The sequence below is a fragment of the Streptomyces sp. NPDC002564 genome, from assembly GCF_042889645.1.
Lineage (GTDB): Bacteria > Actinomycetota > Actinomycetes > Streptomycetales > Streptomycetaceae > Streptomyces.
In genome coordinates this window covers 1-16,148 of sequence record NZ_JBIARE010000003.1, presented here as the reverse complement: position 1 = coordinate 16,148, position 16,148 = coordinate 1, and the positions used below count along the sequence as shown (strand labels likewise).

Here is a 16,148-nt window from a genome sequence, read left to right as displayed (position 1 = left end):
GCGCCCGGAGAGGGGCGGCCGACCGGTTTTCCGGGGGCCCCGGGGCGGGTGGGGCGGCGGGCGTGGACTGACCCGAATGGCGACATGGGGGCCGAGCGGTTCCCGGCGCGCTCCGGGCGGCGGATTACCGGCCAGGGAGTTGGGCACAACGCTTGCAGACTCGCCGCGCGGCACCCGTGGGGCGGGCGGATCGGGCGGCGTGCCCCGTTGCCGCGGGCCTGGAGTCGATTTATCGTCCCAGCACGATTCGCGAGCAAGATCACAATATGTGAAGGGGCCGCGGCCATGGTGGCGAAGAAGACCGCCGTACAGCAGTCGGCGTCCGGCAGATCCACAGGCGCGGCCGCGGGGACGGCCAAGGATGTGAGCGGCAAGAAGAGCACGCACGGGGCGGCCGGTCCCGCCCGGGCCGCCGCGGCCGCGCGGGCGGCCGGTGGGGTATCCCCGGGCGAGGAGGCGGAGCCGACGGCGCCCAGGGCGGCGGCCAGGAAGACCGCGGCGAAGAAGGCGGCCGCCGAGAAGACCGCCGCGAAGAAGACGGCGAAGAAGACGGCGAAGAAGGCCACCGGGACGGCGCCGCCCGGGCCGACGGAGTCCGGAGCGGCCGAGTCCGGACCGGCCGAGTCCGGGTCGACGCAGACCCCGGCGACGCCCGCGGGGAAGACCGCGGCGGCGAAGAGCACCGCCACGAAGAGCACCGCCAAGAAGACCGGCACCAAGAAGGCCGCCGCCAAGACCACCGCCAAGAAGACGGCGGCCAAGAAGAGCGCCGCCGAAGCGGTGGACCACGGGACCGACACCACCGCCGAGAGCGCCGTCACCCCCGGGGACGCCGCCGGGGAGGCCGCTCCGGCCGAGAAGGCGGCCACCGGGAAGAGCACCGCGCACAAGAGCACCGCGCACCAAAGCACGGCCAAGAAGAGCACCGCCAAGAAGACGGCCGCGTCCGCGGCCGAGGACGCGGCCGAGGCCGCGGAGACGACGGGAGCCACGACGGTGGTTGCGAAGAAGACTCCGGGCACGGCGACAGCGGCGAAGAAGCCGACGGCGGTGCCCAAGGCACGCGGCGGCGCGGCGGAGCCCGGCGAGCTCGCCGTCCGGCCCGGCGAGGACCCCTGGACCCCGGCGGAGGTCGCCGAGGCGCGCGCGGAGCTGCAGAGCGAGGCTCTGCGGCTGAGCAGCGAGATCTCCTCCTCCGAAGAGGCCCTCGCGGGGCTGATGCGGGACTCCGGCGACGGTGCGGGCGACGACGACGCGGACACTGGCACGAAGAACATCACGCGGGAGCACGAGATGGCGCTGGCCGCCAACGCCCGCGAGATGCTCGAGCAGACCGAGCGGGCCCTGGAACGCCTCGACGCGGGCACCTACGGCCTCTGCGAGAACTGCGGCAATCCGATCGGCAAGGCACGCATGCAGGCCTTCCCGCGCGCGACCCTGTGCGTGGAGTGCAAGCAGAAGCAGGAACGGCGCTCCTGAGCGCGGCCTGCGCTCCGGTACCCGCACGCCTGTGCCGTACCCTCGTCCCCAGTCAGGTACCTAGGTTGAGGGACTCACGTGGCAGAGGCGGAGCGCATCATCGGTACGCCGGACATCCCTGAGGCGGCCGGGGACGGGTCGGAGCACTCCGGTCCGGACTCCGGGCAGGCGGCGGCGGACACGTCCGGCGGGGCCACGGCGGACACGTCCGGTGACGCCGCGGACGGGGCCGGGCGGCCGGCCAGGGGCAGGCGCAAGATCGCCGTGCTGTTCACGGTGGCCGTCGTCGCGTACGCCCTCGACCTGATCAGCAAGATGATCGTGGTCGCGAAGCTGGAGCACCACGAGCCGATCGAGCTGATCGGCGACTGGCTGCGCCTGTCGGCCATCCGCAACGCGGGCGCCGCCTTCGGCTTCGGCGAGGCCTTCACGATCATCTTCACGTGCATCGCGGCCGCGGTCATCGTGGTGATCGCCCGGCTCGCCCGCAAGCTGTACAGCCTGCCCTGGGCGATCGCGCTCGGCCTGCTGCTCGGCGGCGCGCTGGGCAACCTCACCGACCGCCTGTTCCGCTCGCCGGGCGTCTTCGAGGGCGCCGTGGTCGACTTCATCGCCCCCAAGGGCTTCGCGGTCTTCAACCTCGCGGACTCGGCGATCGTCTGCGGCGGCATCCTGATCGTGCTGCTGTCCTTCCGCGGCCTGGACCCGGACGGCACCGTCCACAAGGACTGAGCGGTCCGGGCGGGAACCTGTGGTGCGGGAGTGTCGGCGCACTCCTGCATACTCAATGGGTGAGCACGTTTCCCGAGATCCGTACCCTGCCCGTGCCGGACGGCCTGGAGGGCGAGCGCGTCGACGCCGCCATCTCGCGCATGTTCGGGTTCTCCCGTACGAAGGCCGCCGAGCTTGCCGCGGCGGGGAAGGTCGCGGTCGACGGCTCGGTGGTCGGCAAGTCCGAGCGGGTGCACGGCGGCGCCTGGCTGGAAGTGGAGATGCCGCAGGCGCCCGCTCCGGTGCAGATCGTCGCCGAGCCCGTCGAGGGCATGGAGATCGTCCATGACGACGACGACATCGTCGTGATCGTCAAGCCCGTCGGCGTGGCCGCGCACCCCAGCCCCGGCTGGACCGGCACGACCGTGATCGGCGGCCTCGCCGCCGCCGGATACCGCATCTCGACCTCCGGCGCCGCCGAGCGCCAGGGCATCGTGCACCGCCTGGACGTGGGCACCTCCGGCCTGATGGTCGTCGCCAAGTCCGAGCGGGCGTACACCTCCCTGAAGCGCCAGTTCAAGGAGCGCACGGTCGACAAGCGCTACAACGCGCTGGTGCAGGGCCACCCCGACCCGATGAGCGGCACCATCGACGCCCCCATCGGCCGCCACCCCCACCACGACTACAAGTGGGCGGTCACGGCCGAGGGCAAGCCCTCCGTGACGCACTACGACCTCATCGAGGCGTTCCGGGCGGCCTCGCTGCTCGACATCAAGCTGGAGACCGGACGCACCCACCAGATCCGCGTCCACATGTCCGCCCACCGCCACCCCTGCGTCGGCGACCTGACATACGGCGCGGACCCGACCCTCGCCAAGCGCCTGGGCCTGACCCGCCAGTGGCTGCACGCCGTCCGGCTCGGCTTCGAGCACCCGGGCGACGGGCAGTGGGCGGAGTTCGCGAGCGAGTACCCCGACGACCTCCAGCAGGCGCTGGACCGGGTGCGGGCGGAGAGCTCGTGACGGTGGTGACCGTCCGGACCGCCGAGGACGCGGACGACCTGGCCGCCTGCTTCGCCGTCCGCAAGGACGTCTTCGTGGCCGAGCAGCAGGTGCCCGAGGACCTGGAGTACGACGCGTACGACGCCACGGCGCTGCACGTCCTCGCCGTGCGCGCGGACGGCGTGCCGCTGGGCACCGGCCGGCTCCTGACCGGCGCCGCCGCGGCCGCGAAGAACGGCGGGGACGCCTCGGTGGGCGCCCTGGGCCGCCTCGCGGTGGCCCAGGCGGCCCGCGGGCTCGGGGTGGGGGCCGCGCTGGTCCGCGCCATCGAGGACGCGGCACGCACGCGTGGCCTGACCGCCGTCGACCTGCACGCGCAGACCCACGCCCTGGGGTTCTACGAGCGCCTCGGCTACGAGGCGTACGGACCGGAATTCCCCGACGCGGGCATCCCGCACCGCGCGATGCGCAAGTCGCTGGCCGGCTGACCCGCCCCCGCCGCGAGCCGCCGCCGAGGGGCATTGGTCCGGTTGGCGACGAATGCGTGGCAGGGTTGAGGTCTTGATCGTCCAAGACTCGACCGCCCGGAGTGCACATCGTGGATCAACTGGCGCTGGTGCTCATCTTGCTGCTCGGTGCCGTGGTCACCGTGCCACTGGGAGACCGGCTCGGGCTGCCCGCGCCGGTCCTGATGACGCTGGCGGGGATCGGCATGGCCCTGCTGCCGTTCGTGCCCAACGTCGAGATCCCACCGGACTACATCCTTCCGCTGGTGCTTCCGCCGCTGCTCTACGCCTCCGTGCAGCGCACCTCCTGGCGGCAGTTCACGGCGAACGTGCGGCCCATCTTCCTGCTCGCCGTGGCCCTGGTGTTCGTGACGACGGCGGCGGTCGCCGCGGTCGCCAACGCCGTCGTGCCGGGGCTGCCGATCGCCGCCGCGGTGGCCCTGGGGGCGCTCGTCGCGCCGCCCGACCCGGTCGCCGCGACGGCGGTCGCGGGCTCGCTCGGGCTGCCGCGCAGGCTCGTGTCGATCCTGGAGGGCGAGGGGCTCTTCAACGACGTCACGGCGATCGTGCTCTACCACGTGGCCATCGCCGCGGCCATGAGCGGAACGTTCTCCCTGCCGTCCGCCGTGGGCCTGCTCGTCCTGTCGGGCGTGGTCGCCGTCATCGTCGGCCTCGTGCTCGGCTGGCTCACCAACAAGCTCATGGGGCTGCTCGGTGATGCCACCCTGCAGACCGGCCTGACCCTGCTGGTGCCGTTCGTCAGCTACGTGCTGGCCGAGGAACTGCTCGGCTCCGGCGTGCTCGCCGTGCTCACCACCGCGCTCTACCTCGCGGAGAACGCGGTCGACGCCGACGACGTGCTCGGCCGGATCACCGGTCAGACCTTCTGGCAGATCGTCGACACCCTGGTCACCGGCATCGCCTTCGGGCTCATCGGTCTGGAGCTGCACAACGTCTTCGGCATCGCCAAGGGCCACCAGTGGCAGATGTTCGGCTGGGGCGCGGCGATCGTCGCCGTCGTCGTCGGCGTGCGGCTGCTCTGGCTGCTGCCCGCGAGCTGGCTGGCCAAGCGGCTGCACAAGCGGCGCGACGTGGACGAGGAGATCCCCACCAGCGTGCGCGAGACCGTCGTCATGTGGTGGTCGGGGATGCGCGGGGTGGCCTCCGTCGCGCTGGCGCTCGCCGTGCCGCTCAAGACGGACGACGGCTCTCCGTTCCCGGGCCGCGACGAGATCATCTTCATCGCGTTCTGCGTCATCATGGCGACCCTCGTCGTCCAGGGCCTGACGCTGCCCTGGCTGGTGAAGAAGCTCGGGGTGCGCGCCGACGCCGACGCCGAGCGGGAGCTGGAGCGCACGCTGGCGCTGCGCGCCGCCAAGGCCGCCAAGCGGCGCCTCAAGGAGATCGAGGAGGTCGAGGAGCTCCCCGAGGACGTCGCCGAGCGGCTGCAGCGCGGCGCGATGGACATCGGGGCCCGGATCAGCCCCGACCTGCTCGACGACGAGCGGCGCGAGCGGTACGCGAAGCGCGTGGACCGCTTCAAGGCGTTCCAGCGCATCCAGCGCGAGATGATGTCGGCCGCCCGCCACGAGGTGCTCGCCGCGCGCAGCGAGGCCGGCGCGGACCCGGAGATCGTCGACCGGATCCTGCACCACCTCGACGTCCGCAGCCTGCGCTGAGCGGCGGCCCGCGGCGGTCCGTCAGCCGGGGCCCGTCCACCGCGGTCCGTCAGCCGCGGCCGGTGCGCGGCATCTCCTTGGAGAAGGACGGCGGGCGGTGGCCGTTCTGCGACGGCTCCGCCCAGGCCGTGGTGACCCGCGGCAGCGCGTAGGCGTGGTGCTCGGTCAGCCACTGGATCAGCTGCTCGCGCACGGTCACGCGCACCGTCCAGATGTCGTCGGCGTCCTTGGCGGTGACCAGGGCGCGCACCTGCATGGTCGTCGGCGTGGTGTCGGTGACCGCCAGGCCCCAGTCCCTGCCGTCCCAGGCCGCGCAGTCCCGCAGGATCTCCTTGAGCTTGTCGCGCATCTGGTGCACCGGAGCCGAGTGGTCCAGGTGGAAGAAGACCGTGCCGGTCATCTGCGCGCCGCCGCGCGACCAGTTCTCGAAGGGCTTCGAGGTGAAGTACGAGACGGGCATGGTGATCCGGCGCTCGTCCCAGGTGCGCACGGCGAGGAAGGTCAGGGTGATCTCCTCGACCGTGCCCCACTCGCCGTCCACGACGACGGTGTCCCCGATGCGCACCATGTCGCCGAAGGCGATCTGCAGGCCCGCGAAGAGGTTGCCGAGGGTGGACTGGGCGGCCACACCGGCGACGATGCCGATGATGCCGGCCGAGGCGAGCAGGGAGGTGCCCGCCGCCTTCATCGCGGGGAAGGTCAGCAGCATCGCGCCGACGGCCACGGTCCCGACGACGGCCGAGACCACGCGCTGGATGAGCGTCACCTGCGTCCGCACCCGGCGGACGCGTGCGGGGTCGCGGTGGGCCGCGGCGTAGCGGGCGTAGGACGACTCGACGATCGCGGCGGAGATGCGGATGATCAGCCAGGCCGCGGAGCCGAGCAGAACGAGGGTCAGGGTCTGCCCGACGACCGCGGAGTACCTGCGGGTGAGATCGGCCTCGTGGTACGAGCCGCGCAGCAGGGCGGCGCACAGCACCAGGTGGAGCGGTATGCGGCACCGGCGCAGCAGCCCCCACAGCGGGGTCTCGTGGTGCCGTTCGTCGGTGCGGCGCAGCAGTACGTCGGCCAGCCAGCCCACGGCCAGCGTGAGCACGACCGAGCCGCCGATCACGATCAACGGGCGCAGTACGTTCTCCATGGACCCGAGGGTAGGGGTACCCCTGTGGTGCCCCGGAGGGCAGGTCCGGTCACGAATGGCACGATGTCTCCATGAACATCGTGCTTTTCCATTCGACGTACGGCCTGCGGCCCGCGGTGCACGCGGCGGCCGACCGGCTGCGTGCCGCCGGGCACGAGGTGTGGACCCCCGACCTCTTCGAGGGCCGCGTCTTCGACGACGTCGAGGAAGGCAGGGCCTTTCAGAACGAGCTCGGCAAGGACGAGATCCTGAAGCGGGCCATCCTCGCCGCCGCGCCCTACTCGGAGCGCGGCCTGGTGTACGCCGGATTCGCGCTCGGCGCCGCGACCGCGCAGACCCTCGCCCTCGGCGACGAGAAGGCCCGCGGCCTGCTGCTCCTGCACGGCACCTCCGACCTCGCCGAGAACGCGTCGGTGGACGACCTTCCGGTGCAGCTCCACGTCGCCGAACCCGACCCGTTCGAGTCCGACGACTGGCTGAGCGCCTGGTACCTGCAGATGGGCCGGGCGGGCGCCGACGTGGAGATCTACCGCTACGCGGGCGCCGGGCACCTCTACACCGACCCGGACCTCGACGACTACGACGCCGAGGCGGCCGGGGCGACGTGGCGCACGGCGCTGGGGTTCCTGGACACGCTCTGATTCCTACGAGCGCACGGGGGCGTACACCCGCTCCACCTTCTGAGTGCCGTCGAGCGTGCGGTAGGAGCGGGCCCAGGACGAGGTCGCCGCGGGGTCCCGCCGGTCGGAGATCACGTAGTAGTCCATCTGGGAACGCTCGGCGGTGACGTCGAGGACGCCGTAGCCGTGCGAGTCCATGTCCAGCCACTTCACGTGGCGGTTGGCGGCCTTGAGGGCGGCGGCGGCCACCAGGGAGACGGTGTGCGGGGCGACGTGCAGCATGTCGTCGATGTTGTCCGAGCTCACCGAGGTGACCACGAACTCCGTGGCGGCGGAGGCCGAGAGCGGGTAGGTGGCCGCCTTGACCGGCACGTCGTTCGCCCAGGCCATGTGGATGTCGCCGGTCAGGAAGACGGTGTTGCGGATCTTCCCCTCGCGCAGGTGGGCGATGAGCTCCTTGCGGTCGTCCGTGTAGCCGTCCCACTGGTCGGCGTTGATGGCGAGGCCCTCCGTGGGCAGGCCGAGCAGCTTCGCCAGCGGTTCGAGCAGATGGGCCGGCAGGGAGCCGAAGGCCACCGGCGAGATCATCACCGAGGTGCCCACCAGCTTCCAGGCCGCGTCGGATGCGGCCAGGCCCGCCTTGAGCCAGTCGAGCTGGGCGCGGCCGGTGATCGTGCGGTCCGGGTCGTCGACGTCGCCGCTGCCGAATCCGGCCTGCTCGGAGCGGAAGGAGCGCAGGTCGAGCAGGTGCAGGTCGGCCAGCTTGCCGTAGCGCACCCGGCGGTAGACGGTGCCTGCGGTCGAGGGGCGCACCGGCATCCACTCGAAGTAGGCCTGCTTGGCCGCCGCCATGCGGGCCGCCCAGTCGCCCTCGGTGCCCGCGGTGTGGTTCACCGCGCCGCCCGACCAGGCGTTGTCGGCGAACTCGTGGTCGTCCCAGATCGCGACGACCGGGTGGGCCGCGTGCATCGCCTGCGCGTCGGGGTCGGTCTTGTGGACGCCGTGCCGGGTGCGGTAGTCGGCGAGCGTGGTGATCTCGTGCCGCGGCTCGTGGGGGCGTACGACGTACTCGGCGGCGGGGTACTCGCCGCTGCGGTACTCGTAGATGTAGTCGCCCAGGTGCAGGACCGCGTCGAGGTCGGTGCGGGCCGCGAGGTGGCGGTAGGGGGAGAAGTGGCCCGCCTCCCAGTTGGCGCAGGACACCACGCCGAAGCGGACCCCGGCGGCGGACGCGTCGTGCGCGGGGGTGGTGCGGGTCCGTCCCACGGGGGAGCGGACGTCGCCCACGGAGAAGCGGAAGTAATAGGTGGTCGCCTGGTGCAGGCCCCTTACGTCGGCCTTGACGGTGTGGTCGGCGGCCGCCCGCGCGGTGGTGCTGCCGCTCCCGACGACCCGGGCGAAGCCCTTGTCCTCGGCGACCTCCCAGCGCACCTCGGTGTCGGGCCCGGCGCCGGAGCCCGGCACGGCGTCGGGCGTGGGCGTCACGCGGGTCCACAGCAGGACGCCGTCGGGGAGCGGGTCCCCGGAGGCGACGCCGTGGTGGAAGGCCGGCCCGGCGGCGGCGTGCGCGGGCGGCACGGCGAACGGGGCGAGGGCGGCGGTGGCGGCGGCGGCCTTGACGACGGTGCGGCGGCGCGGCGTCAGGGCCGCGGCGGAAGCGGCGGATATCTCCGCGGGAAATCGACTGGTCACGGCCGATCACCATACTGATCGGTAACAGCAAAGAGCGGGCGAACTCCATGAGTTCGCCCGCTCTTTCACGGGAGGCCGTGTCGGCGTGCGCCGTGGTGCGTCACTTCGACCGGTTACGTCCGGATCAGGCCTTCAGGGCCTTGTCGATCGCGTTCTTGTAGTCCTCGACCGTGCTGGGCGCGTTCTTCGAACCCGGGCCGGTCAGCTGCTTGCCGTCCATGACGAAGGAGGGCGTGCCCTCGACGCCGTCCTTGTTGTCGTCGAACTTCTTCGACATCTCCAGGGCCCACCGGTCGTAGGTCCCGTCCTTGATGTCCTTCGCGAAGGTCTTGCTCTTCTTGAGCTCGGGCACCTGGTCCGCGATCTTCTGCAGGTAGGCGTCGTCCTTGAACTTGTCGTCCTGCTCCGAGGGGTGGTTCTTCGCGGAGAAGAGCGCCTTCTTGTACTCCATGAAGGCGTCGTCGCTCACGTTGAGGGCGGCGCCGAGCGCGCTGAGCGCGTTGCGGGAGCCCTCACCCGGCAGGTTGCGGTCCAGGAAGGTGGCGCCGATGAACTCGATCTTGTACTTGCCGTCCTTCAGGTCCTTCTCGACCGTCGGGCCGACCGTCTGCTCGAACGAGGCGCAGATCGGGCACCGCGGGTCCTCGTAGACCTTGAGGGTCTTCTTCGCGGACTCCTTGCCGAGGACGACCGTGGTGCCGTCGGTGCCCGAGGTGTTCGCCGGCTTGACCAGCTTGGCGTCCTTGGCCTCTTCCCAGTAACCGGGCTTGTTGGACTGCATGACGGCGTAGCCCACGCCGCCGGCTATCGCGAGGACGCCGACGATCGAGACGCCGACGATGATGCCGCGCTTGCGCTTCTCGCGCCGGCGCTCGGCCTCCTGCTGGGCGCGGATGCGCTCGCGGGCGGCGGACTTGGCGGCCTGGCTGTTGCGCTTGCTCATGATCTTTTTCTCCGTGTGGGTGAACTGCGTGGGGTGCTGTGCTCAGGCGGGAGAGGCCGAGCACGGCGGTCCACGCCGCCCCACGAAGTGCACGAGCAGCCGCGTGCGCGCCGCCGGGACCCGGCGCTCGGGGCGCGGCAGGCGGCGGACGGGCCGGGGGCAGGTGGTGAGCGCGGCGACCGCGATCAGCAGGGGCCGGAAGGTGGCCGCGGCGACCGCGCGCAGCAGCTGGGCCAGCGCCTGCTCGCCGCGCCGCAGCCAGGCGGCCGCGAGGAGGCCCACGCCCACGTGCGCCGCGAGGAGCAGCCAGGCGGCGCCCGGATCCGCGTCGGCGAGCAGGGCGGCGGCGCCGCCGTGGCCGTCGGCGGTCATCCGGGCCAGCGGCGTGCCCAGGGGCGCCCCGCCGCACAGCACGTCGAGGCCGACGGCGCGCAGCGGGCCCGCGATCGGGCCGCCCGCCTCGCCGTAACAGACGTGCTGGCCCGCGGTGAACACCGTGTCGGCGGCCAGCTCCAGGGGGATCAGCAGGGTCGCGATCCGCCCGTAGCCCCGCTCGCGGCCCGCCGTCGCGTAGGCGATGACGAAGACGGCGGCGGCGATCGCCGCGACGGTGGTGAGCGGCAGGGGGGCCCGGGACAGCAGCACGTGCGACGCGGCGGAGAGCGTCACGACGAGCGCCGTGAACAGTGCCGCGCGCACGGCTCTGAGCTGAGTCCCGGATATGTCCATCGCCGAGGAGTGTGCCATGGGTACCTGTGCGAGGTCCCTCAAGGGTGCCTATGAGTTCCGCTTCAGGGCCTCGGTGGCCTCACAGCCCCGGGATCCGGCCGTTGCGGAAGAGGTCGACGAAGATCTGGTGGTCGGCTCGGGCGCGGGCGCCGTAGGTGTGGGCGAAGTCCACGAGCAGGTCGGCGAAGCCCGACTCGTCGGCCGCGATCGCCGCGTCGATGGCGCGCTCGGTGGAGAAGGGCACCAGGTCCGAGTGGCCGCTCTCGTCGTCCGCGGCGGCGTGCATGGTGGCCGTGGCGCGGCCCAGGTCGGCGACGACGGAGGAGATCTCGTCCAGGTCGTCGATGTCGGACCAGTCCAGGTCCACGGCGTACGGCGAGACCTCGGCGACGAGCTGGCCCGCGCCGTCCAGCTCGGTCCAGCCCAGCCACGGGTCGGCGTGCGCCTGCAGGGCGCGCTGGGAGATGACCGTGCGGTGGCCCTCGTGCTGGAAGTAGCCCCGGACGGCCGGGTCCGTGATGTGCCGGGAGACGGCCGGGGTCTGCGCCTGCTTGAGGTAGATCACGACGTCGTTCTCCAGGGCGTCGCTGTTGCCCTCCAGGAGGATGTTGTACGAGGGCAGGCCCGCGGAGCCGATGCCGATGCCGCGCCGGCCCACGACGTCCTTGACGCGGTAGGAGTCGGGGCGGGTGAGCGAGGACTCCGGGAGCGTCTCCAGATAGCCGTCGAACGCGGCGAGGACCTTGTAGCGCGTGGCCGCGTCGAGCTCGATGGAGCCGCCGCCCGGCGCGAAGCGGCGCTCGAAGTCGCGGATCTCGGTCATCGAGTCGAGCAGCCCGAAGCGGGTCAGCGAGCGGGCGTCGCGCAGCGCGTCCAGGAGGGGGCCCTGGGCGGTGTCCAGGGTGAAGGGCGGCACCTCGTCGCTCTTGGCGCCCGTCGACAGGTCGTGGATCCGCTCGCGGTAGGCCGCGGCGAAGGTGCGCACCAGCTCGGTGATCTGCTCGTCGGCCAGCGCCTTCGTGTAGCCGATCAGGGCGACCGAGGCGGCGAAGCGCTTCAGGTCCCAGGTGAAGGGGCCCACGTACGCCTCGTCGAAGTCGTTCACGTTGAAGATCAGGCGGCCCTGGGCGTCCATGTAGGTGCCGAAGTTCTCCGCGTGCAGGTCGCCGTGGATCCACACCCGGCCGGTGCGGTCGTCCAGGTACGGTCCGCCGTGCTGCTCGCGCTCCAGGTCCGCGTAGAACAGGCAGGCCGTGCCGCGGTAGAACGCGAAGGCGGAGGAGGCCATCTTCCGGAACTTCACCCGGAACGCGGCGGGGTCCGCGGCGAGCAGCTCGCCGAACGCGGTGTCGAAGACGGCGAGGATCTGCTCGCCGCGCTGCTCAGCAGTGGGCTGCGGTTCCGACATCGCTGGGTGCCTCCTGGTACAGGGTGGTGCGTGACGTGAGGGGCGGCGGGTCCGTCCCTGTGGAGGGGCCGATTCCGGCCCCCGTGGGACAGGTCTTCCGCCCCTTCCAACGCTCGACCGTACCCCCGAGTGCCCGTCGTCTGTCAGTCCCGCGGATTAGACTTCCACGCTGTCCCCCCAGACTGTCCGCAGCCTGTTCCCCCGCGTTCTCCGGAGGCCTTCCGCCGTGACCAAGCCGCCCTTCACGCACCTGCACGTGCACACGCAGTACTCCCTGCTCGACGGTGCCGCGCGGCTCAAGGACATGTTCGACGCGGCCAACGAGATGGGCATGACGCACATCGCGATGTCCGACCACGGCAACCTGCACGGGGCGTACGACTTCTTCCACTCGGCGCAGAAGGCGGGGGTCACGCCGATCATCGGCATCGAGGCGTACGTCGCCCCCGAGTCGCGGCGGAACAAGCGCAAGATCCAGTGGGGCCAGCCGCACCAGAAGCGCGACGACGTGTCCGGTTCGGGTGGTTACACGCACAAGACGATCTGGGCGGCGAACCAGCAGGGCCTGCACAACCTCTTCCGGCTCTCCTCCGACGCGTACGCGGAGGGCTGGCTGCAGAAGTGGCCCCGCATGGACAAGGAGACCATCTCCCAGTGGTCGGAGGGCCTGATCGCGTCCACCGGCTGCCCCTCCGGCGAGCTGCAGACCCGGCTGCGCCTCGGCCAGTTCGACGAGGCGCTGAAGGCCGCCTCCGAGTACCAGGACATCTTCGGCAAGGACCGGTACTTCCTGGAGCTGATGGACCACGGCATCGAGATCGAGCGCCGGGTCCGCGACGGCCTCCTGGAGATCGGCAAGAAGCTCGGCATCCCGCCCCTGGTGACGAACGACTCGCACTACACGTACGCGCACGAGTCCGTCGCCCACGACGCCCTGCTCTGCATCCAGACCGGCAAGAACCTCTCGGACCCGGACCGCTTCCGCTTCGACGGCACCGGCTACTACCTGAAGTCCACGGACGAGATGTACGCCATCGACTCCTCGGACGCCTGGCAGGAGGGCTGCCGCAACACGCTCCTGGTGGCCGAGCAGATCGACACGACCGGCATGTTCGAGAAGCGCGACCTCATGCCGAAGTTCGACATCCCGGACGGCTTCACCGAGGTCACCTGGTTCCAGGAGGAGGTCCGGGTCGGCATGGAGCGCCGCTACCCGGGCGGTGTCCCCGAGGACCGGCAGAAGCAGGCCGAGTACGAGATGGACATCATCATCCAGATGGGGTTCCCGGGGTACTTCCTCGTGGTCGCCGACTTCATCATGTGGGCCAAGAACAACGGCATCGCGGTCGGCCCCGGCCGAGGCTCCGCGGCCGGTTCGATCGTCGCGTACGCCATGGGCATCACCGACCTCGACCCGATCACGCACGGACTGATCTTCGAGCGGTTCCTCAACCCCGAGCGCGTCTCCATGCCCGATGTCGACATCGACTTCGACGAGCGCAGGCGCGTCGAAGTGATCAGGTACGTGACGGAGAAGTACGGCGCCGACAAGGTCGCCATGATCGGCACCTACGGCAAGATCAAGGCGAAGAACGCCATCAAGGACTCCGCGCGCGTGCTCGGCTACCCGTACGCGATGGGCGACCGCCTCACCAAGGCCATGCCCGCCGACGTCCTGGGCAAGGGCATCGACCTGTCCGGCATCACCGACCCCAAGCACCCGCGCTACAGCGAGGCGGGCGAGATCCGGGGGATGTACGAGAACGAACCGGACGTGAAGAAGGTCATCGACACCGCCAAGGGCGTCGAGGGCCTGGTCCGGCAGATGGGTGTGCACGCGGCCGGCGTGATCATGTCCAGCGAGCCGATCGTCGACCACGCGCCGCTCTGGACGCGGCACACCGACGGCGTGACCATCACGCAGTGGGACTACCCCCAGTGCGAGTCGCTCGGCCTGCTCAAGATGGACTTCCTGGGCCTGCGCAACCTCACCATCATGGACGACGCCGTCAAGATGGTGCGGGCCGGCAAGGGCATCGACCTGGAGATGCTCTCCCTCGAACTGGACGACCCGAAGACCTTCGAACTGCTCTGCCGCGGTGACACGCTCGGCGTCTTCCAGTTCGACGGCGGGCCGATGCGCTCGCTGCTGCGCCAGATGCAGCCCGACAACTTCGAGGACATTTCCGCCGTCTCGGCCCTGTACCGGCCGGGCCCGATGGGCATGAACTCGCACACGAACTACGCCGAGCGCAAGAACGGCCGCCAGGAGATCACGCCGATCCACCCGGAGCTCGAAGAGCCCCTGAAGGAGACGCTCGGCCTGACCTACGGCCTCATCGTGTACCAGGAGCAGGTGCAGAAGGCCGCGCAGATCATCGCGGGCTACTCGCTCGGCGAGGCCGACATCCTGCGCCGCGTGATGGGCAAGAAGAAGCCCGAGGAGCTAGCGAAGAACTTCGTCCTCTTCCAGGAGGGCGCGAAGAAGAACGGCTACTCGGACGCGGCGATCCAGGCTCTGTGGGACGTCCTGGTCCCCTTCGCCGGCTACGCGTTCAACAAGGCGCACTCCTCCGCGTACGGCCTGGTCACCTACTGGACCGCCTACCTGAAGGCGAACTACCCGGCCGAGTACATGGCCGCGCTGCTGACCTCGGTCAAGGACGACAAGGACAAGTCGGCCGTCTACCTGAACGAGTGCCGGCGCATGGGCATCAAGGTGCTCCCGCCGAACGTGAACGAGTCCGTGCACAACTTCGCCGCCCAGGGCGACGACGTGATCCTCTTCGGCCTGGAGGCCGTCCGCAACGTCGGTACGAACGTGGTCGAGTCGATCATCCGCTCGCGCAAGGCGAAGGGGAAGTTCCTCTCCTTCCCCGACTACCTCGACAAGGTCGAGGCGACCGCCTGCAACAAGCGCACCACCGAATCGCTCATCAAGGCGGGCGCGTTCGACACCATGAACCACACCCGCAAGGGCCTGACCGCGCAGTACGAACCGATGATCGACAACGTGGTCGCGGTCAAGCGCAAGGAGGCCGAGGGCCAGTTCGACCTCTTCGGCGGGATGGGCGAGGAGTCCGGCGGCGACGAGCCGGGCTTCGGACTCGACGTGGAGTTCTCCGAGGACGAGTGGGAGAAGACGTATCTGCTCGCCCAGGAGCGCGAGATGCTCGGTCTGTACGTCTCCGACCACCCGCTATTCGGCCTGGAGCACGTGCTGTCCGACAAGGCGGACGCGGGCATCGGGCAGCTGACCGGCGGCGACTTCTCCGACGGCTCGGTCGTCACCATCGGCGGCATCATCTCCGGCCTGCAGCGCAAGATGACCAAGCAGGGCAACGCCTGGGCGATCGCCACCGTCGAGGACCTCGCGGGCTCCATCGAGTGCATGTTCTTCCCGGCGACCTACCAGCTGGTGTCGACCCAACTCGTCGAGGACGCCGTGGTGTTCGTCAAGGGGCGCCTGGACAAGCGCGAGGACGTGCCGCGTCTGGTCGCGATGGAGATGCAGGTCCCCGACCTGTCGAACGCGGGCACCAACGCGCCCGTGATCATCACCATCCCGACGGTCAAGGTGTCCCCGCCGATGATCACCCGGCTCGGCGAGGTGCTCAGCCACCACCGCGGCAACAGCGAGGTGCGGATCAAGCTCCAGGGGGCGCAGAAGACCACCGTGCTGCGGCTCGACCGGCACCGGGTGAAGCCCGATCCGGCGCTCTTCGGCGACCTGAAGGTGCTGCTCGGCCCGTCCTGCCTGGCGGGCTGATCACTCCCTTACTTATCCAAAGCGGACATGCGGGGGAGTAAGATGCATAGTGCATCTAGTTCTTCTCGCGTGTGAGGGTTGAGTGCCGTGAATGGTGCCGCTGTCGACAAGGCCGTTTTTCTGATGCGTGAGGCGCACCAGTCCCCGGAGGTGGCGCGCCGGTCGCTCGGGGCCTACTTCCCGCGGATGGAGTTCACGGACCGGGTGCGGCACGTGCGCGCCGCGTACGCGGTGATCCAGGGCGGCCGCAGGGTCGTCCGGCCGCGCCTGTCCGAGCTGGAGAAGCCGAGTTCGTTCATGGTCGCCCACGAGCGGCACGGCTTCACCGACTGATCCACGCCATGAGGGGGGGGGGCGGGCCGGGCCCCGGGGGGGGGGGGGGGGGGGGCGGGGGGGGGCGGCGGGGGGGGCGGGGGGGGGGGGGGGGGGGGGGGGCCGCAGACACCGGGGGCCCGGGCGCGGCCCAGCAC

General features: G+C 70.9%; 13 protein-coding genes. 8 read left to right on the top strand and 5 right to left on the bottom strand.

Annotated features, from left to right (window positions below; genetic code table 11):
• Nucleotides 1-285: 285 nt before the first annotated feature.
• The 5 genes from ACFYXE_RS11640 (at nt 286) to ACFYXE_RS11620 (ending at nt 5,376) form a co-directional block, all read left to right on the top strand.
• Complete coding sequence (locus ACFYXE_RS11640; RefSeq protein WP_389311489.1) at nt 286-1,479, top strand: TraR/DksA family transcriptional regulator; 1,194 nt, start codon at nt 286-288, stop codon at nt 1,477-1,479.
• Nucleotides 1,480-1,557: 78 nt separating this feature from the next.
• Entirely contained in the window at nt 1,558-2,211 is a 654-nt protein-coding gene (lspA, locus tag ACFYXE_RS11635; RefSeq protein WP_389311487.1) for a signal peptidase II, read from the top strand.
• A 59-nt stretch (nt 2,212-2,270) separates the two neighbouring features.
• Nucleotides 2,271-3,212 carry an RluA family pseudouridine synthase gene (locus ACFYXE_RS11630; protein ID WP_361173081.1) on the top strand — a complete coding sequence of 314 codons (942 nt, stop codon included), beginning with the start codon at nt 2,271-2,273 and terminating at the stop codon, nt 3,210-3,212.
• Entirely contained in the window at nt 3,209-3,679 is a 471-nt protein-coding gene (locus ACFYXE_RS11625; RefSeq protein WP_389311485.1) for a GNAT family N-acetyltransferase, read from the top strand. Before ACFYXE_RS11630 ends, ACFYXE_RS11625 begins: the two co-directional genes overlap by 4 nt.
• A gap of 110 nt (nt 3,680-3,789) precedes the next feature.
• Nucleotides 3,790-5,376 (top strand): Na+/H+ antiporter, encoded by a 1,587-nt coding sequence (locus tag ACFYXE_RS11620; protein WP_389311483.1) that lies wholly within the window; start codon nt 3,790-3,792, stop codon nt 5,374-5,376.
• Nucleotides 5,377-5,425: 49 nt separating this feature from the next.
• Here the strand turns inward: ACFYXE_RS11620 and ACFYXE_RS11615 are convergent, their stop codons facing one another.
• Nucleotides 5,426-6,517, bottom strand: a complete 1,092-nt coding sequence (locus tag ACFYXE_RS11615) for a mechanosensitive ion channel family protein (RefSeq protein WP_389311481.1) — start codon at nt 6,515-6,517, stop codon at nt 5,426-5,428.
• A gap of 71 nt (nt 6,518-6,588) precedes the next feature.
• Between ACFYXE_RS11615 and ACFYXE_RS11610 the strand changes: the two genes are divergently transcribed.
• A complete protein-coding gene (locus tag ACFYXE_RS11610; protein WP_361173093.1) occupies nt 6,589-7,158 on the top strand; it encodes a dienelactone hydrolase family protein in 570 nt (189 codons plus the stop codon).
• 3 nt (nt 7,159-7,161) lie between these two features.
• Here ACFYXE_RS11610 and ACFYXE_RS11605 read toward each other — a convergent pair whose 3' ends face one another.
• The 4 genes from ACFYXE_RS11605 to ACFYXE_RS11590 all read right to left on the bottom strand — a co-directional run bounded on the left by ACFYXE_RS11605 (nt 7,162) and on the right by ACFYXE_RS11590 (nt 11,909).
• A complete protein-coding gene (locus ACFYXE_RS11605; RefSeq protein ID WP_389311478.1) occupies nt 7,162-8,829 on the bottom strand; it encodes an alkaline phosphatase D family protein in 1,668 nt (555 codons plus the stop codon).
• A gap of 124 nt (nt 8,830-8,953) precedes the next feature.
• Nucleotides 8,954-9,772, bottom strand: coding sequence for a thioredoxin domain-containing protein (locus tag ACFYXE_RS11600; protein ID WP_389311476.1), 819 nt, complete (start codon nt 9,770-9,772; stop codon nt 8,954-8,956).
• 42 nt (nt 9,773-9,814) lie between these two features.
• Complete coding sequence (locus tag ACFYXE_RS11595) at nt 9,815-10,501, bottom strand: hypothetical protein (protein ID WP_389311474.1); 687 nt, start codon at nt 10,499-10,501, stop codon at nt 9,815-9,817.
• 79 nt (nt 10,502-10,580) lie between these two features.
• Entirely contained in the window at nt 10,581-11,909 is a 1,329-nt protein-coding gene (locus ACFYXE_RS11590) for a DUF2252 domain-containing protein (RefSeq protein ID WP_389311472.1), read from the bottom strand.
• A 226-nt stretch (nt 11,910-12,135) separates the two neighbouring features.
• Here ACFYXE_RS11590 and dnaE point away from each other — a divergent pair, with 226 nt between their 5' ends.
• Together dnaE and ACFYXE_RS11580 are read left to right on the top strand one after the other, a co-directional pair.
• A complete protein-coding gene (gene dnaE, locus ACFYXE_RS11585; RefSeq protein ID WP_361173107.1) occupies nt 12,136-15,678 on the top strand; it encodes a DNA polymerase III subunit alpha in 3,543 nt (1,180 codons plus the stop codon).
• An 87-nt stretch (nt 15,679-15,765) separates the two neighbouring features.
• Complete coding sequence (locus tag ACFYXE_RS11580) at nt 15,766-16,011, top strand: hypothetical protein (RefSeq protein WP_361173110.1); 246 nt, start codon at nt 15,766-15,768, stop codon at nt 16,009-16,011.
• The last annotated feature ends 137 nt before the right edge of the window (nt 16,012-16,148 follow it).